The sequence below is a fragment of the Candidatus Clostridium stratigraminis genome (genome assembly GCF_045310675.1).
GTDB classification, from domain to species: domain Bacteria; phylum Bacillota; class Clostridia; order Clostridiales; family Clostridiaceae; genus Clostridium_AT; species Clostridium_AT stratigraminis.
Genome location: NZ_JBJHZZ010000022.1, coordinates 1 through 26,286 on the forward strand (window position 1 = coordinate 1; position 26,286 = coordinate 26,286).

Genomic DNA, 26,286 nt, shown 5'->3' on the forward strand with positions numbered 1-26,286 from the left:
TGAACTGATTGAAATTTAACCCGTAGGGGGTCAAATTTAAACGCAAAAAGGGGTCAATTTTACTTGACAATCTACACAGGTGGATTTTTTTATATAGATATGTGTAAATTTATGGTTTATAATCTATATATAGGTGGATTAACAACATATAAGTAAAATGTTGAGAAGCAACTTATAAGAATTCAGCAATAAATAAAAAAGGTGAAAGTGAAATAATGATTGGATTAGGAAGAGGAATATTCAAGGTTGAAAAAAGAATTGGCAGAAAAATTCAAAGAGGATAGAAATTCGTATACCAATGCCAAAAGTGACTTTATTAATTCCACACTGAAAAAGGCCATGGAAGAGTTTTTATAGAAATAATGTTCCCTGGGTGGATTAAAAGTTTATATAGTAATGAGTGAAGCTGTTCAAAAAATTATGATTTATTTAGTGTTTAGAACCTGAAACATCTACCTAAAAAGATTCTTATTTTGTATAGGGGAGAAAAAGATGAATTTAGATGAATTAAGAACTGATATTGCCAAGAGGGGGAAAAAAGGACTTCCTTTTATTATTGCCTCTGTAATTATTTGGTGTGTTGTGTTGGTTGTATGGCTACTACCTATAGAAAATACTACAACTAGAAATTTGCTAACTTTCTGTGTTACAACACCGCTTTTACCATTTGCATATATGATTTCAAAGATAATAAAAGCAGAGTTTTCAATAAATAATAATCCTTTAAGTAAATTAGGGCTTTTATTTTCTTGTAATCAATTTCTGTATATATTAATTGCTATGTGGGTATATCCAACTGTACCAGATAAAATGGTAATGGTTTTGGCAATTATCTTTGGAGCACATTTAATGCCTTTTGGATGGCTATATAAATCAAAAGCATATTCAGTAATGTCTGTACTAATATCCTTAACTATTTTTATTATTGGAATTATATTTAATGCTGTTGTAGTTTCAATAGTTATGGTAGTGTTTGAAATTATATTTTGTATATGGCTAATTCTTGAAAATAAATCATTGAATATAAAAGCATAAGCTAATCTTACTATGAAAAATGTGATGAAGTTACATATATTTGAGATGGATACCTTTATTACAATTATGGAGAACAGGAAAAAGCTAAGGAAATATTAAAAAGAATACAAAATGGCTTTTTAAAAGAAAGAATTCAGCAATATGTTGATTATGCAGAAATTTTATTATAGGTGAAGTAGATGTGAAAAATAATGAGAATATCATTATAGTTAATCTATTGTGAACTTTAAGTAGGGGGGACCTATATGAGAAATGTAAGAAACACACTGATGGGGCTATACTTTAATCTAATTATAGTAATCTTATCGTTATTGTTTTTACTAAGAACAATGTTAGATAATGACATGGCCAACTGGGTGCAGTGGATATTAGTAGTTGCACTTATTGTTTCTAGTATTTTAAACATAATTTTTGCAGGAATAAACGCTTTAAATTCATTTATTCTTTTCAAAAACAATGACTACAATTCAATGAGAAAGAGCATGAAATCACTTAAATTTGGGGTGATTCCTTACTTTATTATTAATTTTATTATATATCTTTTGGTGTTCCTACTGTTTTTCGCCGCATCTAGAGGTATTATTTTGGTAACACCGATACCATTATTATTTTTAATTCCTATCTTTTTTACATATCTTGCAGTGATATTTACATCAATATATGGAATAGGGTTTTCATTAATTTTGTATAAAGAAAAAAGGCTTAGGATAGGGAAATTGATATTACACGTGGTACTGCAACTATGTTTTGTTCTAGATGTATTAGATACGATAATTTTATTAGCTAAAAATAAAGTTGTGGGAATTCGTGAATAGAAGTCATTGCATGCAATCATTGAAACGGGCAGTGAAAAGAAGTTCTTTTGGAATATTTCTTATAATAAAATATAGACTAGATAGTTATAAATGAGGGGGGGTAAAGATGAGTAAATTAGAAACGCAAATTTTACATAACTCTTTAGAATCATATTCTGAGCAAAAGAACATATCAAATAAGTCAAAGGATGAATATGAAGCAGTTAAAAAAGCTCTTATGCAATTTCAGTTGGGTTATATTAATAGGGACATAGAAAAAATAGATGCTTTTGTAGATGAGCTGTTTATAAATAAAAAAGATACATATATACTCGGCACAGGATCAGGTGAATTATTTTTCGGTAAAGAACAGATAAAAGCTTTACTTGAAGATGATTGGAAATTTTGGGGTGATGTTAATATACATTTGGAAAGAACTTATATTGATATTGAAAATAATGTTGCTTGGTTTTATACAACTGGCTCTGTTAAATGTACTTTTGAAGATACTTCAGAAAGATATAATAGATATGTTGATTTTATTAAAAGTAAAGTAGAAGAGCCTGGACTTACTCCAAAACAGAAAATAACCTTTATTAATTGGGTATTATCCCTAACATATCATCAACGTCTTCATAATAAGCGAGAATATCTTTTGCCTCTTCGCTTAAGCGGAGTTCTCCTAAAAGAAGATAATTGGAAATTTGTACATCTGAAATTCTCCATGCCTAAGGCAGATTTTCCTGATGAGCGTTTTGAGAGTTCAAGTGAATTTCTTGAAAGCTATAATAATCAGAATACAATTATAGATAAATATTATAATAACAATTTGTCCTTAGAATTGAATACATTGCTGAAGGGTTTAGAAACAGAACTAACTCATCAGAATAACATTTCTATAGAAACGATAAATAGATTTTTTACACCAGAAAGAACCCCTTATATTGTTGCACCGGAGAATAAATGCTATATAGGAATTGATGAAATAGTTGATTTTTTTATTGTAACCAGTAATTCTAAACTTTCTTTAGATTTAGAACATGCTATTTATAATGAATTTAATAATGTAGTATGGATTAGTGTTTGTGGCACCATGAGTCAAAGCCTTACAGAAGATGAACTTGCTGCTAGAGTTTTAAATGATCTTAGGAGTTTATTAGATACCAACATTACATCAAAAGAAAAGCTATTCGTTGCACATAGGAGTATATCATATATGCTAAAGGAAAGTGCTGTAGGTGTAAGTTATACATGTCCTATTAGGCTTGATGCAGTTATATTAAGGCAAAAACAAGGACTTGCTTTTCATAATATACATTTTTCATACCCATCATACTGGGTAATTGAAGGAAAAATAGATGAAAATGAGAAGTAGGTTAAAGTTTATTGTTAACGTGACTCAGCAGCTTAGGACTACTCAGTAAATAAAAGTGAATTAAAATTAACATATATTGGAGGTTATTAGAATGATAAAGGGAATTTGTTTAGGCAACATTGCTATCGATTGCACAGATGCAGATAGACTACGTAATTTTTATGAGGAACTTCTAGGTTGGGACCCTTGCATCATGTATGATTGCCCGGCTTTACGCAGCCAATCAGGACTTGTACTATTGTTTTTGAAAGCAGATTTTGAATATGTTAAACCTGTTTGGCCAGAGGAGATAACAAAACAGCAAAAACAAATGCATTTTGATTTCCAAGTTGATGACTTGCCTGCAGCTGTATTGCAAGCAGAAACATTAGGGGCTTACAAATCTGAAAGCCAATTTGGTGGAAATTACTTTGTAACAATGTTTGACCCTGAAGGGCATCCTTTTTGCCTATGCGCGAAATAAGCAAAATCAATAACAAGTCTTTGTAAAATTATCTTTTTTAGGGGTGGTATTATGTTAGAAAAAGTAAATTTGAAATCTGCAGTATATTCCGTTGATAAGTTATATGTATATGATAAGATTGGTCAATTAAATGGTCATGTTCTCAGTGTTGTCAATGTAGAGAATCGTACACTGGATTTTCATGTTCATGAAAACTCAGATGAATTATTCTATGTGATTGAAGGTAGTTTTAATTTAGAAACAGATGAAGGGTTAATTAAAGTGAATGAAGGAGAATTTATTATTGTCCCTAAAGGAATTAGACATAGACCTGTAGTAAAGAGTTTAACAAGATTCTTAATGATTGAGTTGGATGGTACACTTAACAAAGAAAATAGTGGAGATTTATATGAAAATTAACTTCATAAGAATAATCTACACTTGATTATTCTTATACAAGAAAGATGGTGTATCAATAAATTTGGCGTCAGATGGTGCCTTTTTGTATAACCTAATAATTACTATATTTAGTTTGGATTTAACACAGTAGCTGATCAAAAGCTTTTAATTATTTATGCGGAACTGTTATATGGTTCATAAGTATTAGTAGTAAATATGAAAAAGAAAGAAGAATATTATTATGCGAACTGAAAAGGAAATGTTTGAGTTAATATTGAGTGTTGCAAAAAGAGATAATCGAGTTAGAGCAGTATATATGAACGGATCACGTGCAAATCCTAATGTAAAAAAGGACATTTTTCAGGATTATGACATTGTTTATGTAGTCGAGGAAACAGAATCTTTTATAATCGATGATGGGTGGACAAAGATTTTTGGTGAACCAATTATTTTCCAGGAACCTGATAAGCTAGATAAAATGCAAGGAAGAAAAGTTGACTTTAAAAATAGCTATACTTATTTAATGCAGTTTACAGATGGAAATAGAATTGACTTACATATTCAAACTAAGGAAATGTTACTAAAAGAATACGGAACAGATAAGCTAACCATTCCGCTGCTTGATAAAGATAACTTGTTACCTCAAATTCCAGCACCATCAGATGAAGATTATTGGGTTAAAAAGCCTACATATGGTCAATTTTTTAGTCGTTGTAATAATTTTTGGTGGGTAGCACCATATTGTGCAAAAGGGCTTTGGAGAAAAGAGATTCTATTTACAATAGACGTAATGAATAGTTATGTAAGACAAGAATTATTAACTATGCTGAATTGGTTCGTAGGTACTAAAACAGAATTTAAGATAAGTACGGGGAAAGCAAATAAGTACTTAAAAGAGTATTTGGATTCAGATATATGGAAGAGATTGATGATTACTTTCAATATGAGCGATTATGATTCTTCTTGGAATGCACTAATTACAACATGTGATTTATTTGCAGAGATTGCTCCTAAAGTAGGTAAAGTATTTGAATATGAGTATAACTATGATGAAGCTAAAAGAAGCTTTGCATTTATTAAGCATATTAGGGAATTATCAGGGGCTGCAACGGAAATTTACTAATAAAGTGCAGCTTGACTTTAGTGAAAACTACTTAAATTAATGAATATATTTTTGAGGTGTAATATGGAAGTTACTATTTTTAAAGGAGAAATGGGCTATATAGATGACTGTGAAGATGCTAAACAATGATGAAAGAAAGAGATAAGAACAACTAAATAGAATATAAGTAAAAAGGAAAAATAGAGTTAATTTCCATGGACATATTAACGGCATATATATGCTTATTAGTAGATGATTAAATGTTAAGAGGGGGAATTTTTGTGGGATTATTTGGACCAAGCAAAAAAGAAGTTTGGCATCAGCTGGCTGAGAAAATTCAGGCTGATTATGTAAATAAGGGTTTTTGGGCGGGAGACAGAGTAGAAGCCCACGTAGATAATTGGGTGGTAGTATTAGATACCTATACTGTATCCACAGGAAAATCATCAATAACTTATACTAGAATGAGAGCACCTTTCGTAAATCTAGATAATTTCTATTTCAAAATATATAGAACTGGAATTTTTAGCGGGCTCGGTATGATGCTGGGCATGGAAGACATAAACATTGGTTATGAAGAGCTTGATGAGGCTTTCGTTATAAAAAGTAATAGTGAAGAAAAGGTAAAACATTTATTTTCAAATAAAAGCATCAGGAATTTAATACAAGAACAGCCCAAGATTAATCTAGAAATAAAAGATGATGAAGGATTCTTCAGTGCTCATTTTCCTCAGGGAGTAGATGAGCTATACTTCCAGGCGACTGGTGTTATAAAGGATATTGATAGACTTAAAGATTTATATGAGCTTTTCGCGGAAGTGTTAAAGGAATTGTGCAGCATGGGCTCCGCAAGTGATGAGGAGCCAAATGTAGTTTTATAATATACTTGAAAATAAGAGGTTTTAAGGATGAGTATTAGAACTTGGGAATTATTACAAAAGAAAATGATATGGGAACAGTTAAAATTCGTACATGATAGTAAAGTGCTGGATTTTGGAAGTGGAAATGGTATAACAGCGGACCACTTTGCTATAAACAATGAGGTTATAGCAATTGAGCCAGGTGAAAAAATGTTTAAGGATAGATTCACGGGAAATGACTATAGACAAATAAAAGGAGATGTGAAGGAACTTAAAAATTTTCAAGACGAATCATTTGATGTTATATTGTGCCACAATGTTTTTGAATATGCTATTGAAAGAGAAGATATTATTAAAGAATTTTCAAGAATATTGAAAACCAATGGGTATCTTTCTATTTTAAAACATAATAGGACAGGTAGAGTTATGCAGATGGTAGTGTTACTAAATAACTTTGAGCATGCCAATGAACTATTAGAAGGTAAAAGTGGAAATGCACAACAATTTGGCACTATTAATTACTATGAAGATAAAGAGTTAGTAAAATGGTCAGATAAATTTTTGATAGAAAAAATTCTGGGGTTAAGAACCTTTTGGGATTTACAACAAAATCAAGAAATCCATAATGATAAGACATGGCAGGAGAAGATGTTAGAAATGGAATTGAAGGTAAGTGAATTGGAAGAGTATAAAGCAATAGCATCATTTCATCATGTTATTCTACGAAAAAAATAATGAATAAAGGGGGGGGATTTATGAGTCAGTCAATTTGGAATGAAAAACTAGAGTTTTTAAAAGCAATACGAACTGGTTGGTGTAATGATGATTATATGGAATTTCTTGTTGAAAAGGTCTGGAAAATTAGGAAACCTGTAAATATCATTGACTTTGGTTGTGGTTTTGGTTATGTCGGATTACTATTATTGCCCATATTACCTAAAGGTAGTACATATACAGGTATAGATAATAGCGATACTCTTCTTGATGATGCAAAATATGTTTTCAAAAATTCAGGGTATAACACCAAATTTATTAAAGCAGATTTAAATGAATATGTACCTACTGAAAGTTACGACCTTGCAATATCACAAGCAGTTTTAAGACATATTCCTAATGGAAAGAATATTCTAGAAAAGATGATACAAGCAGTTGTAAGAAATGGGTTAGTTGTTTGCATGGAGGGTGACTTAGAAATAGAAAAGGCTGGGTAGTATTTTAGCGGCTTAGATTATGCTGAGCTTGGCATGATACCTTTATATAGAAAAATGTATAAGAAGGAATTGGAGGATGGAGGTAGAGATTATCGACTGGCAATTAAAATTCCTATATATATGCAGGAATTAGGTTTACATAATATCGGAGTTAGAATGAACGACAGAGTTAAATTTATTAATCCACATGGAAATAAGCAAGAACATGCCAAACATTTTGATGCCATGGCAACTGCTTGGGGATGGAATAAAGAGTTATCAGAGAATAAGAAAATAGATTACATAAATTCTCTAATTAATAGAGGCCTAAGTAAGCAAGAAGCTATGAAGTATGTTGATGGTGAGTCAAAAATAAGCGAATATGTTATGAGTAATAAAGATAGTGCCTATATTATTCAAGCACCATGTATCCTTATATCTTATGGGATAAAATAAAATAACTTTAGCCATACTAAAGGTTGCTTTAGTTAAGGTATGTATTTAAATTTAGGGTATACGTATGTAAGGGGGATTACATGGGGATAAGAATTAGGGCAAATAGAGTTTTTTTAAGGAATTTTGTTAAGAATGATTTAATAGATTTACATGACTATTGTAGCCAAGAAGGAGTAGGTGAGCTTGCCGGATGGCCTCATCATGAGAATATCCGGCAATCAGAAAAAGTTTTAAATGCATTTATTGAAAATGAGAAACAACTAGCAATTGTATATAAAGAAAATAATAAGGTTATTGGGCATATTAGTATTCATGATGATTCTGAAGATGCTAAAGAAGATACAAAAGAATTGGGATATGCGCTTAATCGGGACTATTGGAATCGTGGCTTGATGACAGAAGTATTAAATGCAGTGTTAGAGTATTTATTCTTAAATGGTATCTGCAATGTATATGCGTGCTGTTTTCAAAATAATGAAGGCTCCAAACATTTAATCGAGAAATGCGGGTTTTCATTTGAAAAGGAAGGAACTTACTATGCAAAACTGATGGATAAAACTTTTGATACATATGAGTTTGTATTTACAAAAGATTGTTGGACTTCTAGAAATCAAATAAAAGAACAGAATTAGATTTTATGGAATTAGTTTCAGTTTGATACAAAGTTATGATTATATGAAATGATGATTATTTTCATGAGATAGTTTTTATAATAAAGGAGATTGAGTTATGACAGAATTCTGGGAAGCTAGCTTTATAGAAAATCAAATGATGTGGGGGTTAGAACCTTCAGACTCAGCAACCTCGACAAAGGACTTTTTTCTTGAAAAGAAGATTAAGGATATATTGATACCTGGTATTGGATATGGTAGAAACGCAAAGGTTTTTATTGACAACGGAATAAATGTAACAGGTATTGAGATTTCGAAAACAGCAATTGATTTAGCAAGGCGAAATGGGTTTAATTTTAGTGTTTTTCATGGTTCAGTAAATGATATGCCTTTTGATAGTAAGCTTTATGATGGCATATTTTGTTATGCACTTATTCACTTATTGAATAATCCTGAGAGAGAGAAGTTTATTAGAGATTGCTATAATCAGTTAAAGCCAAATGGATATATGATTTTTACTACTATTTCAAAAGAAGCTCCTATGTTTGGAAAGGGTAAACAACTTGGTAAAGACTATTTTGAGACAATGGATGGGGTAAAAATGTTTTTTTATGATTCTGACTCCATAAAACAAGAATTTGGAAAGTATGGATTAGTAGAATACTCCGAAATTATTGAACCACATAAGAATAAGGAAAATAAACCTCCATTTAAATTTATAATGATAAAATGTAAAAAAAACTATAAGTTTGAGACTGCCTAGGCAGTCTTTTTTGTTCTAATATCATTTTTTATCTTTAATATTATGCATTTTTAACATAGCCATTTTTACTATGAGATTTTTAAATCAATTTTGTAAAAAGATAACTTTAAAAAAACACCAAAAAAACACAATTATTCAAGAAATATTGTAGGAATATGTAATATTGTGGTATATAATCAATATAAATGTAATTAATAAGTTAAATACGTTAAAACTGAAATTAGAAATTTTTAAATTATACTTTGATTTGAGGAGATAAAAATATGATTTCTATAAGTGGAATAGAATACATAAAAGGTATGTGTGAAACTCAGACAAATATGATACCAGGCGGTGTTATGTATTTGATCTGTGATGAAGAAGCTATTAATTGGAGAAGAGCTTCTCATGAATTTGATTTGGACATATTTCAAATTGGGGAAAAACTAGATATAAACAGTATAATGGTTAAAGCTATGAGGGAAAAGAAAACTTTAATAGAAAATGTTTCACGTTCTTTATATGGGACAAGGTTAAAGATTGTAGCAGAACCCATCGTAAATGATGAAGGACAAGTTGTTGGGGGGTTCATTTCTATATTTCCAGTTACACATCCAGTAGTAAAAGCCTTTAAGAATTTTGCACCAGTTCTATCCGAAATGTTTGCAGATGGTATTGAAATGTATGTTACAGACTTAGAAAAATATACAGATTCACAGAATTCAAAAAAATTCGATATTGAAGTAATAGACCCTGGTGTTATTCTAACAGAGGATATGCCTCCAGCTATTGTAATAAAAAATAAAAAGACCTTTACTAAAGAATATGATGCTGCAGTATTTGGTGAACCATGTATTATGACATGCTGCCCTTTGTTTGATGAAGATACAGGAGATGTTATTGGAACCTTTGGTATGGCGGTTCCTAGATATATAGCAGAAACCTTAAAAGGAATGTCTAAAAGTTTAGAAGATAGCCTTACAGAAATAGCTTCTACTATTGAAGAATTAGCAGCATCTGCATCTAATATACATGCAAATGAGCAGGATCTTAATAGCAGCATTAATGAAATAATAAATATATCTCAAGAAATAAATGAAATATCCACATTTATAAAAGGAATAGCAGATAAAACTAATATGCTTGGATTAAATGCTGCAATAGAGGCAGCACGAGCAGGCGATGCAGGGAGAGGCTTTGGAGTTGTAGCAGACGAAATTAGGAAATTGTCTGAACAGTCTAGAAGCACAGTTCCTAAGATTCAAGATTTAACTAAAAAAATTGTAGCTAAAGTAAATGAATCTAGTGAAAAGAGCCAAAGTTCTTTGGCATCAAGTCAGGAGCAAGCTGCTGCAGCGGAAGAGGTAACATCAAGCATCGAGGAAGTTACTTCTATGTCAGGAAAATTAAATGAAATCGCACTTAAATTATAATATTGTAATAATAGGAGGCATGTTTTAAAAACTGGTATTAAAAATGTGCCGTCTCATTCTTATAATTTAAACTACATTGAAAGAAATTCTTGGAGAAAACCATACTCATATTGATAGTAAAGGACCTAGAACATCACAAACATAATTTTGCCGTTCACCATGGCAGGGGTTTTTTATATAGAACAGTGTAAGGATATGGGTTAGAATCTACATATAGGTTATAAAACTGTTAAATATGATTTATATTATTACGAAAGAGGTGCATGTATGAGAATGCATGATAAATGCTTGCCATGTATAATCAACCAAGTTATCAAAGTGGCAAACATTACAGGTGTTGATAAAAAGGAAGAGTTATTGAAAGAGGTTTTTACCTATCTCAGTAAAATTGATTTTGAGACAACTACTCCGGAAGTTATTGGAGAAACTTTTGACATGATAAAAAAGCATACCAATAATCCGGATCCATATAAAGAAACAAGAAATTACTATAATACATTATTTCTAGATTTGTTACCCAAATTTGAGGAGAATATTGAACAAGCTGTGGATCCCTTTCAATTAGCTGTGCGGTATGCTATTGTTGGCAATATTATAGATTTTAATCCGATTCACAATACATTATTAGAGGATGTTTTCGATTACTTTGAAAAAATGGAGCATTTAGAGTTAGTAATAGATGATTCTAAAACGCTAATGGAAGATATTTTAAATTCGCAAGTATTATTATACTTAGGTGATAATTGTGGAGAAATCTGCTTGGACAAAATTCTTTTAAAGAAAATAAAAGAACAGAATCCTAATCTTAAAATATTATTTGGTGTACGGGGTAAACCGGTTGTAAATGATTCTATAGCTGAAGACGCTTATACTGTAGGAATTGATGAATATGCTGAGGTTATAGATAACGGGGATGGTTCTCTTGGGACTGTCCTTCATCGGACAAGTTCTGAGTTTAAAGAAGCCTATAAAAAGGCTGATGTAATAATTGCTAAAGGGCAAGCTAACTATGAATGTTTGAGTGAAGAAAATAAAAACATTTATTTTTTGTTAATGACCAAATGTGATGTAATTGCAAATGATATAGGCGCTCCGGAAAAGAAAATGATTTGTATGAAAAATAAATTTATAAGAAGCTAATTATTTAGTTAGCTTCTTATAAATTTGCTAGATTAAAACATGTAAAGGTAATTAAAATAAAATTTAAGATTGCTTATAATTAAACTACTTTTTTCTCAAGGATTGACGCAAGTGCATCATCAGTACTCCAAAAAATATTACCATTATTAATAAAATTAGAAGTATCCGTTCTCTTAAGCATTTCTTCCACCTTAGGCTGTACTGCAGAAAATACAACTTCAACACCCTTTACGTTAAGTTCCCTAATGCATTTATGAAGAGCAAGTGCACAGGAAACATCAATCATTGGTATACCACGCATGGATAAAACAACAAGACTAGCACTGTCTAATTCTGACATTGCGTTAGTAAGCTTATCTGATGTTCCAAAATAAAGTGGACCCGTAAAATATATAACCTTTGCATTTTTAAGCTTCTGCATATCAATATTAATTGCTGACAGTCTTTCAGGATGAACATCGCTTATAGTTATATCAATGTCTGAAATCCTTGCAATGAACAAAATAAGCGAAAATAGAGTTCCAATAATAATGGCTGTTGTTAAATCAAAGAATATTGTAGCTGCCATAGTGAGAATAAATTTCCATATAGCACCCTTAAATTTTTTGCTGAAGATATTTGAAATACGGTTCCAGTCATTCATTTTCCAAGCTGTAACAATTAATACGCCTGCTAGTGCAGAAAGAGGAATCTTAGACATTATTGGTGCTAGCAAAAACATGGATATTATTAGTCCTATTGAATGAAATACTGAGGTTAATCTTGTTTTACTTCCTGATTTTATACCTACACTTGTTCTAGCTATTGCTGCTGTAGCAGGCACACCACCTAAGATTGGTATTATAATATTACCAACACCCTGAGCTATAAGCTCTTGATCTGCATTAAACTTTTCATTTTTCATTGTTCCGCCAGCTGAACCACAAAGTAAACTTTCTATCATTCCTAATGCTGCAATACTAATAGATGGCATTATAAGAGCCCTTATATTTTCTATTGAAAGAGCTGCAAAATTTAATCTGTCATTAAGAATAAGCTTAGCAGGAATATTTCCTACAACAGCGACATGAAGATTACCTAAAGAACTTACAATAACAGCAATAATTAAACCAGCTAGTGAAGAAGGAAAAATATTATTTAACTTTTTAGGCCATAGAAGCATTACAAGTATTACTAATAAACCTATAGAAATTGTGGACAAATGTGGATTAAATCCAAGGCTGGAATAGGATATGATTTTTTCTATAGCGTTTTTTCCCTTACTAACTGTACCAAAAAAGTTATCTATTTGCCCAAGTGCTATGATAACTGCAATACCTGAAGTAAAGCCAGTAATTACAGGCAAAGGAATATAATTTACAATATGTCCGAATTTCAATATACCTGCAATAAGAAGAATTATTCCAGATATAAAACCTGCAACAAGAATACCCTGTATACCAAATTGTAGGGCAATTGGAACAAGTACTGCCGTCATGGCCCCAGTTGGTCCTGAAATTTGATATGAAGCACCGCCAAGAAGCCCAATGATAATACCTGCAAAAATAGCAGTTATCATCCCTGAGGCGGCTGTTGCGCCACTGCTTACACCAAAGGCTAATGCTAATGGAAGCGCTACAGCTGTTACTGTCAATCCTGAAAGCATGTCCTTTACTAGAGTACTGCTGTCATATCCTCTAAACTCATTCTTTAAATTTAGTACGAAATTTTTAAACAAATATAGTCCCCCTCGTATTGTATATCTTTTAAATAAAAATTATAAATTTTGAACATACTTTAACATTTTAACATAAAAAAGTTAAGGTATGTTCAAAACATTAATTTTTTATAAATTTTAGGCATTAGATATTTCATTTTGAGGGACAATCACAAACTACATAGAGTTAATAAGCACTAATGAGTCGCAGCTAAAATTTATCCTAATAAATTATAAGAAATAGTTATTTAGAATTAGCATATAAATAATTATGATTTAAAGCTGCATAAGGTGGTGTTTTTCATTTTAATTTATAAAATTTTAATAGGAGGCATTTGTATACTTTATTTGTTTTTATCTACTCATATTAAAATAAATATTGTAAGCGGAATTCTTATATGCTTATGTGGTTTTATACTAGCAGTATTCTTTAAAAGCTATGCTTTATTATATATAAGCTTGATATGCTCATTTATAATATCATTTAAGTACTATACAGTAAGTAAGTATGAAGTAGATTCTGTGAAGCTTCTGGAAATCTTTATAATGAATTTTATTAATATAACTATATCTATTTATGGAATAGTCCAGGTTGCATATATTTATTCAGCAAAATATGCTGCACAAAAATATATACCATTAATAAAAATATCAATAGTAGAAATTACACCTATTCTATATATGCTTTTTATATATTTTGTGATAATAATTCTAATACTATCAATTAACAGCAATCTAAGTACATATAGTAAAAGTGACATACAGCATGCAATGCTTAAAACAATGGCAACAATTTTTTTGGTAGTTCTAATTATTATATTTGTTAATGCAGTTATATTTTTTATAATACATAACTTTCCTATTAATAATTTATTCAGCCCTTTTGCCGGGAACTTTCTTAGGGATCCTATTAAAGTTAATTATAAACTGCCTAAAGCATTTATTGATTGTCTTTGGTTTAGCGCAACTACATTTTTTACTGTAGGTTATGGAGATATGCATCCTGTTGGAAATATAATGTATCTAGTATCAACAATGGAAATGATAAGTGCATATATTTTGAGCATGATTATGCTTCCAATTTTACTTCTTAAGATTTCTAATAAGTAGCAATTAGATACGGTTTATTAAATTAAAGGTTCTCGAATTTTTTAACAAGAAATTATAATAAGGTGAAATATAGTGATAAGCCTGATAATTTTGGTTATAGTGTTAAAGAGCACGCAGATTATTTAATGGAATATAGAAAGAGTAAGATTATAGAAATGTTTAATTTTTTGCTTTATAATCAATATATAAGATTTATTCAAGGATAGGTAACCGAAGAGAAATTCGAGTATAATTATTTCTTGGAGATGATTAATTGAACATTATTATTAATGAGGAAGCAAAAAACTATTTAAAAAAGAAAGAAATTAAATGTTTAACTTTAAGCTTGATAAGACCCAAAGGCTGTTGAGTGAGTGTCTCTACCCCAAACGTAGAGTATAAAGTGCCGGCGGCTCTAAGTCAATATGATTACTATTTACTTGATAATATAAATGTGTATATAGATAAATTAGCAAAATCTGAAGCAGGAGAAATTAAGTTTATCATCAAGAATTTTTTAATACTTAAATACATTGATGTGGAGGGTATTAAATTAATTTAGTTATTCAATCAAATTAAAGGTAACTAAGGCTCTGGAAGCCTTTAACGAGAAAAATAATAAGGTGAGATATCCTTATTATTTTTTATAGCTAACTTAAAATGAAATAAAATTTTAGGATAGTATACTAAAATTTTATGTTTACTCGGAAAGAAAATTTTATTATATAGGAACGTGTAAGTGTGGATTATAATCTATATATAGGTTCAAGGGGTAAATATCATGATGGGATGCCTTTTTGGCAAAATGGGGGAAAATAAATGTCAACACAAGTAATAATTGTCTTGATTCTTACAATTATCATTTATATTATTTCAACTTTAGCTTATTCTGTACGAATTGTTGGTGTAAAAACAGGAAGGATAGCAATATCTTTTGCAGTATTTAATATTTTCGCATTAATATCTCGAACAGCAAATAGTATACAAGCACCATTAATGGCCAAAACAATTGAAAATACTATAAAAGCGGGAAATCCTCAAAGCTTATTGTTTATATTCAGATGGATTTTAGTTTCTACAACATTAGCTACAATTATTGGTGCATTACTTATGCCAACATTTATAAAAGTTTTTGGAAAGGCTGTCGAAGGGTTTAGTATTTATCGTTCAATGCCTAAGTTATTATTACACGGCTTCTCTAAATCAGGAATTGAGCAGTTTAAAAATAGTCTTACAAGGCCTAAAAGAGAGATTTTGGAACAGTTAAAAAGTTTTAAATCGATACCCAAAAAAATTATTTTGCTTAATACTTTAGCCTTTGCAATATCAACTGTTGGTATTTTGTCCTCATTGTATGCTGGGTGTTTAAATCCAGAATTAAGGACTACTTGCAGTACCTTAGCATCAGTAATAAACGGAATGTCTACCATACTTATGTTTATATTCGTAGATCCATACATATCAATGCTAACAGATGATGTAATAAAAGGTGAATGTACTCTATCACAGTTTAATAGATGCATAATTTTTATAGTACAGGGATTAATTATGGGTACCATTTTAGCTCAATTTTTATTAGTCCCTGCAGCTAAGGCAATAGCTTTTATAGCTAAAGTAATATAATTATATTCCTGCGACTTAATCCTATCATTGGTATTAGTATGGATATTAGTAGGAAAAAAAGGATGATAATAAATGTCTGTAACATCAAAAATATTAAATGTTTTGTTCAAAAAGGGAGATGCTATAAGGGATAAAGGGCTAATTACCCCGGATGATATCAATAGGTATGACGATCTGGACTACTATGGGGATGAAATGGAAAACCATTTTCTTGATGTGTATTATCCAAGCTCAGAGGAAAGGCCTCTGCCAGTAATTATTTCAGTTCATGGCGGCGGATGGGTATACGGAAGCAAGGAGGTATATCAGTATTATTGTATGAACTTAGCACGCTCAGGATTTACAGTAGTAAACTTCAACTATCGTCTTGCACCTAAGTATAAATTTCCTGCTGCACTAGAGGATGTAAATGCTGTTTTTCATTGGGTGAAGAAAAATGCAGAAAAGTTTCATGTTGACCTAAACAACCTGTTCGTTGTAGGTGATTCAGCAGGTGCACAGATTGCAAGCCAATATTCAGCCATAATTACTAATGTAAATTATGCAAAAATGTTTAACCTTAAAACTCCTAATATTAAAATAAAGGCATTGGGATTAAACTGCGGTATGTTTGATCCTCTTGATAGGGTAAGAAAGGACGGAAATAAGCTCGTAAATAGGCTTCTAAAAAATTTACTAATAGACTATCTTGGTAAAGAAATTTACAAGTATGAAAAGGAAATGGACTTTCAGTCAAACATCACACCAGAGTATCCTCCAGCCTTTATAACATGTAGTGTTAATGATAAACTAGTAGGCTGTAAACCTGTTTTCCTTGATAAATTAAGAAATGCGGGAATTACTTACATTTACAAAGAATATGGGCATAACAACAGGTCGGATAATCATGTGTTTCATCTTGATATAAAAAAAGATCAAGCAATTAAGCTCAATGATGAACAAGTAGAATTCTTCTACAAATATAGATCGTAGTTATACATTTATTACAATACAATAATCTTAATTAGTGAAGTAAGATAAAACTTTGATATACAGCCTGTATATGTTTTATTACACACAAAGTAAGGAGAAAATATACTACTTTTATTACAAATATGTATAAATATATGGAAAATTATGATATGATTTACATATCGCTTTGTAACTTACAAGAATTGACGAAATTATTCGTTAACATCTATTAAAAAGGGGAAAATTATTTGAAAATTCAGCGATTGTTGGAAAGGGGATAAAAATGAAGGCGTTAGAAGTAACAGATGTTAAAAAACGACTGGGAAAAAGAGAAATAATCAAGGGTATATCATTTTCAGTTGAAGAAGGAGAAATTTTCGGATTTATAGGACCAAATGGAGCAGGTAAGACTACTACAATCAGGATGCTAGTTGGTCTTATTTTTCAAAACTCCGGAGAAATAAAAATAATGGAGCATGATATTCATAAAGAAAGAGAAAAGGCATTATCCTATGTTGGTGCAGTAGTGGAAAATCCAGATCTGTATAAATATCTAACAGGCTGGCAGAACTTAATGCAGATAGCAAGGATAAGAAATATTGATAAGGAATATGTAGGGAAAATTGTTGAATTAGTTGAGCTTAAAGGAAGAATTAATGATAAGGTAAAAAAATACTCTTTGGGGATGAAGCAAAGATTGGGTCTGGCTGCATCACTTATATCGAAACCTAAATTATTAATATTGGACGAGCCTACAAATGGACTTGATCCTACCGGGATTATGGACTTTAGAGAAATTATAAGAAAGGCAGCAAATGTGACTGGAACAGCTGTATTTATATCTTCTCACATTTTAAGTGAAATAGAGCAGGTATGCGATAAAGTAGCGTTTATAAATGATGGATTAATTCAGTCTGTGGAATATTTAAATGGAGATAAAGCTGTAAATAAAGAAGTATATATACTTCAAACATCAGATGATGAAAAGGCAAAGCTCATATTAAACGGACTGGAGTATGTTGAAAGTACTATTTATAGAGATGGTAAATTCACGATAACTATAGACAAAAAGAATATATCAGAACTTATATTTAAGCTATGTGAGGAAAAAGTTCCTATAGGAGAAGTCTATAGAAAGCAGAAAGATCTAGAGGACAGATACTTGGAACTGTTTGAGGGGGGCGAAAATTAATGATTAAACTTATACATAATGAGATTATTAAACTCGTAAAAAGGCCTAAAACTCTTATAGTATTTATATGTTTTGTAGTATTAGTAGGCTTAGTTTGTTTTGGAACATATAAGAACGATGTGAATATGGCAAAATATGAAAGCCCAGAGTTTCAGATAAAAAATATGGAAGAATCCATAAGTTACATGAAAGAAGAATTAAAAAATGGTAAAGTTTCAGAGGAGCAAAAAAAGTTAACGGAACAAGATATAGCTAATATGGAAGAACAAATAAAAACTCTCAAGGAAAATAAGGATAAGCCTTATGATTACAAGAATGATATTAATACCCAAATTAAAAAAATAGATGATAATATATCTCATGAAACCGATGAAAGTCGTAAAAATAGCTTAAGTCTTGAAAAACAGAAGCTTGAAAAGCAGTTAGAACTTGGCATAAGTCCTAAAGATACAAATAGATTAAATGGATTTATATACTTAAATGAATTAATCACAATACTAGGAGCAATATTTCTGGCTGCAGGAATTGCAATATTCTCCTCTGATATGGTTTCAGGAGAATACACCCCTGCAACAATGAAGTTCCTTTTAATTCAGCCTGTATCTAGGAGTAAGGTATTATTTGCAAAATATATTACTGTTCTTATTTCTGTAATGACTGCTATTTTTTCTGTAGAAGGAATATCTTATATAGTAATGGGACTCATATTTGGGTTTGGAAACAGTAAAAATCCTGTAATAACAGGAGCAAGGTATGTGTTTGACATTTCAAAAACTGAAGGTGGTTTGCATCCTATGAAAATAGTACCTGGCAGTCAATATCTGACGACCATAGGAAGTTTTACGGTTAAGGTTTTATTATTTCAATTATTATTTATGATAGCAGTAACCACATTTGTATTTATGATTTCTACAGTATTTAAGTCCAGCATGGTGTCTATGGCAGTGAGCACAATTCTTATTATAGTATTTTCCATAGTTCAAAATATACCAGGAGCATCTAAACTTGCACCTTACTTATTTACTATATACGGAGATGGTTCTAATTTACTAAATGGTAATTATTCCATGAGTCTCAAGCTTCCAAGCCTCACTCCAGCTTTTGGAGTAGTTGTTCTTATTATGTGGATAGTAGTCTCATATACCATAGCTCATACTGCTTTTGTAAAGAAGGATATACTAATATAAATATTAGAAGAGTAGTTGATTAGTATTTATCTGTATCTAATAATATATAAGATAAATTCACAAGGGGAAATTTGAGAACAGTATTCTCAGGAGGAAAATTATGGTTAAGGAATTGAAGTATTTTCTTATTGGGAGGCCATTAGATAATGCTGAATTAAAGGATGAAAAATATAATGTTTCCTGGGGGCTTCCTATACTTTCTAGTGATGCAATTTCCTCTGTTGCATATGCAGGGGAAGAAATGCTGTTGGTTATGATACCTGTGATAGGACTTCAATCATACCATTTCGTTTTGTATATTTCATTAGCTATAATAGGCCTATTAACTCTACTTATGCTTTCTTATAGACAGACAATTGATAATTATCCAAATGGAGGAGGAGCCTATATTGTAGCAAGAGAGAACCTTAATGTATTTGCAGGAGTCACTGCAGGTGCAGCACTTTCAATTGATTACATTATGACTGTGGCTGTAAGTGTATCTTCTGGTGTTTCTCAGCTGGCATCAGCATTTTTATCACTGAGGCCATATGTAGTACCAATAAGTGTAGTTCTTGTAATAATTCTTATGATTGGCAATCTAAGGGGTATTAGAGAATCTTCTAAAATATTCGGTCTGCCAGCATATTTGTTTATTTTTGCAGTGGTCTGCATGCTTATTGCAGGTTTTTATAAATATTTTACTGGGGTGCCCATAAGTGAACCAAAGGTTTCTAGCAGCTACTATGGAACTGAAGCTGTATCATTAATACTGATTTTACGTGCCTTTTCAAATGGCTGTACGGCCTTAACGGGAGTTGAAGCTGTTAGTAATGCTGTGCCTAATTTCAAGGATCCGCCAACTAAAAATGCTAAAACAGTCCTTTTACTTTTGTCTGTAATAATCCTTGTATTGTTTGGTGGAACATCCATATTAGCTAATATATATCATGCAACGCCTGGAGCTATGCAGCAAACAGTACTTGTTCAAATGGCAGATCAGATTTTCGGGCGAGCTACCTTCTTTAATTCAGTAATGTTTTATTTTATTACTGCTGCATTGTTTTTAATTCTTGTATTAGCAGCCAATACTGCCTTTTCAGGGTTTCCTATGCTGGTATCAGTAATGGCGAATGAGGGCTTTGTACCACGTCAGCTTAAAATGCGTGGTGATAGATTGAGTTATTCAAATGGGATAATTATATTATCTACAGCTGCAGCTCTGTTAATAATTGCATTCAATGCGAAGGTTACGAAGTTGATGGGTTTATATGCAGTGGGGGTTTTTATTTCTTTTACATTGTCTCAAACCGGCATGTTTTTTAGATGGTTTAGGATAAAGGGCAAGAATTGGCACATAAAGGCTTTGATTAACGGCTCAGGAGCACTTGTAACTGGTATTGCGGTAATAATTATTGCTGTAACTAAATTTAGCGAAGGTGCATGGATAGTGGTTATTGTTATACCTATCCTAATAATTTTAATGCTAAATGTAAAAAAACACTATGTTTCTATTGCAAAACAACTGCATATTAAAACTGAGGAATATAAGCAGATAAATATTTCGAAAGATCATTACAGAAATAGAGTTATAGTTCCAATTGAAAGTATAAATAAATCAAGTATTCGCGCATTGAGGTACGCGAGAACAATTTCGGATAATGTAACCGCCTTTAGTGTTGTAATAGATGAAAAAAATGAGAAAAAGTTAAGAAGTCATTATTCGAAAATAATAACTGATATACCTCTTAGAGTAAAATACTCACCCTATAGAAAGGTTATAGAGCCTCTTCTGGATTTTATTAAATCAGAGGAATACAATTATCAGCCTGGTGATATTATTACAGTTATGCTTCCGCAGTTTGCAGTGAGGAAGTGGTGGCAGAAGCTTCTGCACAATGGAACAAGAGTATTTATTGAAAGGGAACTCATGAAGCATAAGCATATAGTTGTATCTACCATGCCGCTTCAGTTAAAAGATGATGACGAGGTGCTAAGCTCAAGTATATACAATCCAACTCATGAAAAACCTTGGACTATGTAGAATGCTATTTGTTTATTAAAAAAATGCTATTTTAATAAATTTTCTATATGAATAAATTTTTATAAAAGTTAGTTTAAATTAATGGAGGATGTAATGTTATTTAGATTAATTGAACCAACAATTGAAATGGAAAAGGAATATCTTGAATATATTGATGAATGGGAAAAGTCCAGAGAAAATATAGTCCCATATGCATCACGAAGAAGTATTTCTAACTATGAGGAACTGCTTAATTTTTGGAGAGATATGGCTACAAGTAAAGCATATGAGAAAGGCTTTGTACCATCTACACTGTATTTTCTAGTAGGCGAGGATAAAAAAATTTATGGGTCTTTACATGTTAGGCATGAGTTAAATGACTATTTGCTAAATTATGGTGGACACATTGGTTATGGAATAAGACCTACTCAGCGTAAAAAAGGCTACGCCTCAAAAATGCTTTCAGAGGCGTTGTTATTACCAATAATTAAAGAATTAGACATAAAAAAAGTATTGATTACTTGTGATAAATCAAATACTGCATCAGCAAAGACTATAATCAGCAATGGCGGAATTTTAGAAAATGAAATTATGGAAGATGGAGAAGTTACTCAAAGATATTGGATAGAAATTCATTAGGAAATAAGCTTTTGTTTGGAGTGTAAAAATGAGAACTAATAATGTAATTGTCATGCCTTATGATTACAATTGGAGTCATGAATTTGAAAAAATAAAAATGTATCTAGAGAAAGTACTTAAGGATACTACTCTCGGCATTGAGCATGTAGGAAGCACTTCTGTAAAGGGATTAGCCGCTAAACCTATTATAGATTTAGATGTTATTATAGAAAGCTACCATAGCTTTGAAGAAGTCAAATCTCGTTTAGAAGGCTTAGGATATTATTATGAAGGTGATTTGGGAATAAAGAATAGACAAGCTTTTTCATATGATGAAAAGCAAAAAAATGAGTTTATGATTCACCATTTATATGTTTGTCCCAAGTATTCTGATGAATTAAAAAGACATCTATTGTTTCGAGATTATTTGAGAACACATAAAGAGGATATGGATAAGTATAGTGCTGTAAAACTACAAGCAGCAAAGCTATATCCTACAGATATTGATAGTTATTTAGAATACAAGAGTCCATGTATAATTGAAATTTATAAAAAAATTGGATTAGAATAGAATTTTTAATTGAGGTGTTCTAATGATTGAGACTGACAGATGTATATTAAGATGTTTTGAAGAGAAAGATTTAGACTCATTTATGACTTATAGAAACAATGAAGAATGGATGAAGTATCAAAGCTTTAAGAATTTAACGAAAGATGAATATAGAAAGGCTTTACTAGCTCCTTTAAACATTGAAAATGGAATACAACTTGCTATTGCCTATAAAGCCAATGATAATCTTTTAGGAGATTTATATATTGTAAAAAATGAAAAGGTTATATCAATTGGTTATACTATTAATCCAATTTATTCTCGGAAAGGCTATATTTTAGAGGTTTTGAAAGTCATATTATCAAAACTTAAATCATGCTATTCTGATTGTGAAATAAAAGCTATGATTGAGAAAGAAAATATTCCTTCTAAAAATTTGCTGCTTAAATTAGGTTTTATATATGAAGGATGGATAGAAGAGTGGCAGGAAGAAGTTTATATTTATACAAACTGAGATACTTTTTTATGTATCTCTATTTTTTTATAAAATTTATAATTTATTGTCAGAATTAACCTATAGGTTACGAATATATATAATGAACAGGCTATTAATTATTGAAGAAGGTGAGATATTGCATTCAGATAGTGAACTATTGAATTTATTTAAAACAAAACCAGAAAAGGCACTGGATAAAATGATTAATATGTATGCTGGACTAGTTTATGCTATAGCTTTTGATAAATTATCTATGATATGTTCAAAAGAGGATATAGAAGAATGTATGAGTGATGTTTTTTATGAGGTATACAAAAAGAGAGAAGTAATAGATTTGCAAAAAAGTACTATTAAAGCTTTTATTGCCGTTGTGGCAAAGAGAAAAGCTATCGATATTTATCGTAATTTAAAAAACAAGAATAGTAAGGTAATACCTTTAGACTATTTACTTACTGAGGATACTTTGCAAGACTCTGTAATAATTGAACAGCTTGTAACAGAAAAGGAAGGTCAAGCCCTAATTATAAAACAAATAAAGGCTTTGGGAGAGCCAGACAGTGAAATATTCATACGTAAATATTATTTTGGGCAAAGCACAAAGATAATTGCTAAGGCAATTGGCATTAAAGAAAATACCATCGATAAGAAAGTTTCAAGAGGTCTTGTGAAACTTAGAAAAGTATTGGGAGGTGTTTTGTAATGGAGGATAAATTAAGAAATACTTTAGACAAGCTCAATGAAGAAGAAACATCATTTCTATTAGATAAGGATATCAATTTTAATATAGACAAAAAGGCAATAAGTAAAATTAAATCTTCAGTGTATAAAAAAATAGGAACAAATAGAAAGCCATCAATTTTCTCTAGAAAGTTAATCGCCTGTGCAGCTGCAGTTATGTTGATCTTCTTTGGCTTATTTACTATTGGGTTTGATAATGTTGCTGCAGCAGTTCGGCAGGTGATAGTGTATATACCTGGATTTGGCCTTGCTTCTAAGGATACTGGCAAAGCTATGTTAGAAGTGAAGGTAATGAAAGAACCTGTTTTTTTCAATGTACAGGGAAAAAAGGTGGAGCTTTATTCTAGCTGGCTAAGTATATATAATGATCAGGTTATTGTTACGGCAATATTTCGATATCCGAAAACTATAGATATTAATGAAATAGCCATAGAGTATAATGGAGGGAAAATATACTGGGATAGTGAACTCCCTGATTTTTCCTCATTAGATGATAAGAAAAATTATAAAGAAATAACTTATACCTATACAATAAGAAATCCTAAAGCTCCTATTGATTCATTATCCTTTGATGTGGAGGGAAGTAAAGTAAGTATCCCTTTTGAAAAATCTGAAGATATAAAGGATAAGGTTGTTTCCCAAAATTTTAATGGCATTATTGTAAGTGCCATTCCTCTAAATGAAGACAGAAGTAAGTTTACACTTAATTCTACCTATGAGAAGGACATGGAAGGAGTTAATTTTTATAGCTCAATTGTTACAGACACAGATAGTAAGATTAAGGCAATAGACGAATACGGAAATGAATATGAGATAAAAAAATCAACACCCCAAGGCAATGAATATTATGTTGACGGTAATATTAAGGGAAAGATTGTTTCACTGAAATTTAATAAATTGTATCAAGGTTTCTCCTTTGAAAATAAAGAATCCTTAGAGGGAATAAAATTTAAAGTTCCAAAGGCAGGTGAAAAGGTAGAAATTAATAAATCACTTAATAATTCTATTTCAAGTATAAATATTAAATCCGTTGAAAAAATTGCGCCTAATGCTAATACCCCATATAATCTTATGTTTACTTATGAAATAAAAAGCAAAATACCAGGCCTTAATATTTCCTACTTTTCACTATATGTAGGGAAAACTGGAGGAGCTGTGGCAGGCAGGATTTTAGGAAAGAATAAAGCAGGAGATAGTTATATAGTTAATTATGGAGTATTGGCTGATGAAAACGCTGCAGAAAATACTGTAAATTTAATTTCCACTGGCAGCTATTATATTAATATGATGCTTCTAGATAAGGAATGTATACTGAAGTTTCAGTAAGCTATTATTTAAGCAGTTGAACTAGAATTTTTAAATGTATAGTAGACCTAAACAGAGATAACAAGATGCTTCAGTCCGCCTTGCCTGGTGGACTTTTTTATGTAGAAATGTGTAATATAATGGTTTATAATCTATATATAGGGTTTTATAAAACGGTATATAGACATGTGGTTTTAACTCGTAAATTTAATTTTGGAGGAATAAAGCATTATGGAGAAAATGTTGTTAATGTCTCATTGTGTGTTTCCAACACCTGATATTATAAAAACATCAGATTACTATGAGAAGGTAATGGGATTTAAAGTAGTACATTACCTTGATTCAAAAGAACCACATATTTGTTTGTATCGCGATTCTACTGAGATTATTTTAACTAAATCAAATGGACAAGAAGTAATCCCAAATAGAAATTTATATGGGTATGGATATGATGCATATTTTATAACAGACTGTCAAGAAATGCTGCAAGAAGAATTTAAAAGTGCAGGTGCGAATATTGTCAGGCCATTATTTAATACAGATTATCATAATAAAGAATTTGTAGTTGAGGATATTGATGGAAGATGGATAGGTTTTGGAATAAAAGGTAATTAGAAGCCATTGTCTTTGTACAATGGTAGAATATTTAGGGGGAAGAGGCATATGAAAATTGAATTAAAAAAATTAACTGTAAGTGATGGCATGGATATCTATGAAATGCTGCAAGAAATACCTAAAGATGAAAATGGTTTTATAAATGAGGTAAATGGGAAATCATTTAGAGAATATAAGGAATGGCTTAGTAGTAGCGATGCTATGTCTAAGGGGTTAGGACTGGAAGATTGGCAGGTTCCTTCAAATACTTATTGGCTTTTTGTTGATGGACATCCTGTTGGGACAGGTAAACTAAGACACTTATTAACAGATAAATTGAGAGCAGAAGGGGGTCATATCGGATATGCTATACGTAAAAGTGAACAAAGTAAGGGTTATGGTACAATTTTGTTGAAAATGATAATTAAAGAAGCTAAAAAAATAAACATAGAAAAGGCATTAGTTACGGTAAGAAACAGTAATACAAATTCCATTAAAGTTGCTTTAAACAATAACGGAAAAATAGAAAAGGTAAATGAAGAGAGACATTATATTTGGATTGATTGCTAATGGGAGGAAACTATACATCTGTGTTTTGCAAGTAGAAAATGCATAGTGTAGCTTCCTAATTGTGCATAGGACACTTGCCTTATTTTTTACTGTTTT

The 26,286-nt window shown here is 31.0% G+C and carries 28 protein-coding genes and 1 pseudogene; 28 read left to right on the forward strand and 1 reads right to left on the reverse strand.

The annotated features are described in order from the left end of the window. Window positions 1–243: 243 nt before the first annotated feature. The 15 genes and pseudogenes from ACJDUG_RS16750 to ACJDUG_RS16820 form a co-directional block, all read left to right on the forward strand. Window positions 244–357, forward strand: a pseudogene (locus ACJDUG_RS16750) (hypothetical protein); the annotation flags it as partial. 135 nt (window positions 358–492) lie between these two features. Then, on the forward strand, window positions 493–1,035 hold the full coding sequence (locus ACJDUG_RS16755; protein ID WP_406771013.1) for a DUF7010 family protein: 543 nt from the start codon (window positions 493–495) through the stop codon (window positions 1,033–1,035). Between the two features lie 245 nt (window positions 1,036–1,280). Beyond that, on the forward strand, window positions 1,281–1,850 hold the full coding sequence (locus tag ACJDUG_RS16760) for a DUF6652 family protein (protein ID WP_406771014.1): 570 nt from the start codon (window positions 1,281–1,283) through the stop codon (window positions 1,848–1,850). A 106-nt stretch (window positions 1,851–1,956) separates the two neighbouring features. Then, complete coding sequence (locus ACJDUG_RS16765; protein ID WP_406771015.1) at window positions 1,957–3,204, forward strand: nuclear transport factor 2 family protein; 1,248 nt, start codon at window positions 1,957–1,959, stop codon at window positions 3,202–3,204. A 91-nt stretch (window positions 3,205–3,295) separates the two neighbouring features. Further along, window positions 3,296–3,667, forward strand: a complete 372-nt coding sequence (locus ACJDUG_RS16770; protein ID WP_406771016.1) for a VOC family protein — start codon at window positions 3,296–3,298, stop codon at window positions 3,665–3,667. Between the two features lie 51 nt (window positions 3,668–3,718). Then, complete coding sequence (locus ACJDUG_RS16775) at window positions 3,719–4,066, forward strand: cupin domain-containing protein (protein ID WP_406771017.1); 348 nt, start codon at window positions 3,719–3,721, stop codon at window positions 4,064–4,066. Between the two features lie 220 nt (window positions 4,067–4,286). After that, window positions 4,287–5,168: an aminoglycoside 6-adenylyltransferase gene (locus ACJDUG_RS16780; RefSeq protein ID WP_406771018.1), complete on the forward strand. Its 882-nt coding sequence runs from the start codon at window positions 4,287–4,289 to the stop codon at window positions 5,166–5,168. Window positions 5,169–5,428: 260 nt separating this feature from the next. Beyond that, window positions 5,429–6,028, forward strand: a complete 600-nt coding sequence (locus ACJDUG_RS16785) for a DUF3137 domain-containing protein (protein WP_406771019.1) — start codon at window positions 5,429–5,431, stop codon at window positions 6,026–6,028. A 27-nt stretch (window positions 6,029–6,055) separates the two neighbouring features. Then, window positions 6,056–6,742, forward strand: coding sequence for a class I SAM-dependent methyltransferase (locus ACJDUG_RS16790; RefSeq protein ID WP_406771020.1), 687 nt, complete (start codon window positions 6,056–6,058; stop codon window positions 6,740–6,742). Between the two features lie 20 nt (window positions 6,743–6,762). Further along, a complete protein-coding gene (locus ACJDUG_RS16795; protein WP_406771021.1) occupies window positions 6,763–7,218 on the forward strand; it encodes a class I SAM-dependent methyltransferase in 456 nt (151 codons plus the stop codon). Window positions 7,219–7,272: 54 nt separating this feature from the next. Then, entirely contained in the window at window positions 7,273–7,653 is a 381-nt protein-coding gene (locus ACJDUG_RS16800) for a hypothetical protein (RefSeq protein WP_406771022.1), read from the forward strand. An 80-nt stretch (window positions 7,654–7,733) separates the two neighbouring features. Continuing rightward, complete coding sequence (locus ACJDUG_RS16805; RefSeq protein WP_406771023.1) at window positions 7,734–8,285, forward strand: GNAT family N-acetyltransferase; 552 nt, start codon at window positions 7,734–7,736, stop codon at window positions 8,283–8,285. A gap of 97 nt (window positions 8,286–8,382) precedes the next feature. Continuing rightward, window positions 8,383–9,027 (forward strand): class I SAM-dependent methyltransferase, encoded by a 645-nt coding sequence (locus tag ACJDUG_RS16810; protein WP_406771024.1) that lies wholly within the window; start codon window positions 8,383–8,385, stop codon window positions 9,025–9,027. Between the two features lie 263 nt (window positions 9,028–9,290). Next, a complete protein-coding gene (locus ACJDUG_RS16815) occupies window positions 9,291–10,439 on the forward strand; it encodes a methyl-accepting chemotaxis protein (protein WP_406771025.1) in 1,149 nt (382 codons plus the stop codon). Window positions 10,440–10,706: 267 nt separating this feature from the next. Further along, window positions 10,707–11,579, forward strand: coding sequence for a damage-control phosphatase ARMT1 family protein (locus tag ACJDUG_RS16820; protein WP_406771026.1), 873 nt, complete (start codon window positions 10,707–10,709; stop codon window positions 11,577–11,579). A gap of 79 nt (window positions 11,580–11,658) precedes the next feature. Here ACJDUG_RS16820 and ACJDUG_RS16825 read toward each other — a convergent pair whose 3' ends face one another. Then, window positions 11,659–13,296: a SulP family inorganic anion transporter gene (locus tag ACJDUG_RS16825; protein ID WP_406771027.1), complete on the reverse strand. Its 1,638-nt coding sequence runs from the start codon at window positions 13,294–13,296 to the stop codon at window positions 11,659–11,661. A 525-nt stretch (window positions 13,297–13,821) separates the two neighbouring features. On the opposite strand from ACJDUG_RS16825, the gene ACJDUG_RS16830 reads away from it, so the two are divergent. From ACJDUG_RS16830 to ACJDUG_RS16890, 13 genes are all read left to right on the forward strand, one after another. Beyond that, window positions 13,822–14,385 (forward strand): ion channel, encoded by a 564-nt coding sequence (locus ACJDUG_RS16830; RefSeq protein ID WP_406771028.1) that lies wholly within the window; start codon window positions 13,822–13,824, stop codon window positions 14,383–14,385. 798 nt (window positions 14,386–15,183) lie between these two features. Continuing rightward, a complete protein-coding gene (locus ACJDUG_RS16835; protein ID WP_406771029.1) occupies window positions 15,184–15,987 on the forward strand; it encodes a lipid II flippase Amj family protein in 804 nt (267 codons plus the stop codon). A 72-nt stretch (window positions 15,988–16,059) separates the two neighbouring features. Then, complete coding sequence (locus ACJDUG_RS16840) at window positions 16,060–16,959, forward strand: alpha/beta hydrolase (protein WP_406771030.1); 900 nt, start codon at window positions 16,060–16,062, stop codon at window positions 16,957–16,959. A 262-nt stretch (window positions 16,960–17,221) separates the two neighbouring features. After that, entirely contained in the window at window positions 17,222–18,130 is a 909-nt protein-coding gene (locus ACJDUG_RS16845; RefSeq protein WP_406771031.1) for an ABC transporter ATP-binding protein, read from the forward strand. Next, window positions 18,130–19,317, forward strand: a complete 1,188-nt coding sequence (locus tag ACJDUG_RS16850; RefSeq protein WP_406771032.1) for an ABC transporter permease subunit — start codon at window positions 18,130–18,132, stop codon at window positions 19,315–19,317. The genes ACJDUG_RS16845 and ACJDUG_RS16850 overlap by 1 nt, the downstream gene beginning before the upstream one ends. A gap of 100 nt (window positions 19,318–19,417) precedes the next feature. Next, window positions 19,418–21,340 carry an APC family permease gene (locus tag ACJDUG_RS16855; RefSeq protein WP_406771033.1) on the forward strand — a complete coding sequence of 641 codons (1,923 nt, stop codon included), beginning with the start codon at window positions 19,418–19,420 and terminating at the stop codon, window positions 21,338–21,340. Window positions 21,341–21,433: 93 nt separating this feature from the next. Continuing rightward, on the forward strand, window positions 21,434–21,958 hold the full coding sequence (locus ACJDUG_RS16860) for a GNAT family N-acetyltransferase (protein WP_406771034.1): 525 nt from the start codon (window positions 21,434–21,436) through the stop codon (window positions 21,956–21,958). Window positions 21,959–21,986: 28 nt separating this feature from the next. After that, complete coding sequence (locus ACJDUG_RS16865) at window positions 21,987–22,508, forward strand: GrpB family protein (RefSeq protein ID WP_406771035.1); 522 nt, start codon at window positions 21,987–21,989, stop codon at window positions 22,506–22,508. A gap of 22 nt (window positions 22,509–22,530) precedes the next feature. Next, on the forward strand, window positions 22,531–23,001 hold the full coding sequence (locus ACJDUG_RS16870) for a GNAT family N-acetyltransferase (protein ID WP_406771036.1): 471 nt from the start codon (window positions 22,531–22,533) through the stop codon (window positions 22,999–23,001). 82 nt (window positions 23,002–23,083) lie between these two features. Further along, window positions 23,084–23,683, forward strand: a complete 600-nt coding sequence (locus ACJDUG_RS16875; protein ID WP_406771037.1) for a sigma-70 family RNA polymerase sigma factor — start codon at window positions 23,084–23,086, stop codon at window positions 23,681–23,683. After that, window positions 23,683–25,047, forward strand: coding sequence for a hypothetical protein (locus ACJDUG_RS16880; protein ID WP_406771038.1), 1,365 nt, complete (start codon window positions 23,683–23,685; stop codon window positions 25,045–25,047). Before ACJDUG_RS16875 ends, ACJDUG_RS16880 begins: the two co-directional genes overlap by 1 nt. Before the next feature lie 210 nt (window positions 25,048–25,257). Then, window positions 25,258–25,641 carry a VOC family protein gene (locus ACJDUG_RS16885; RefSeq protein ID WP_406771039.1) on the forward strand — a complete coding sequence of 128 codons (384 nt, stop codon included), beginning with the start codon at window positions 25,258–25,260 and terminating at the stop codon, window positions 25,639–25,641. 48 nt (window positions 25,642–25,689) lie between these two features. Continuing rightward, on the forward strand, window positions 25,690–26,190 hold the full coding sequence (locus tag ACJDUG_RS16890; RefSeq protein ID WP_406771040.1) for a GNAT family N-acetyltransferase: 501 nt from the start codon (window positions 25,690–25,692) through the stop codon (window positions 26,188–26,190). The last annotated feature ends 96 nt before the right edge of the window (window positions 26,191–26,286 follow it).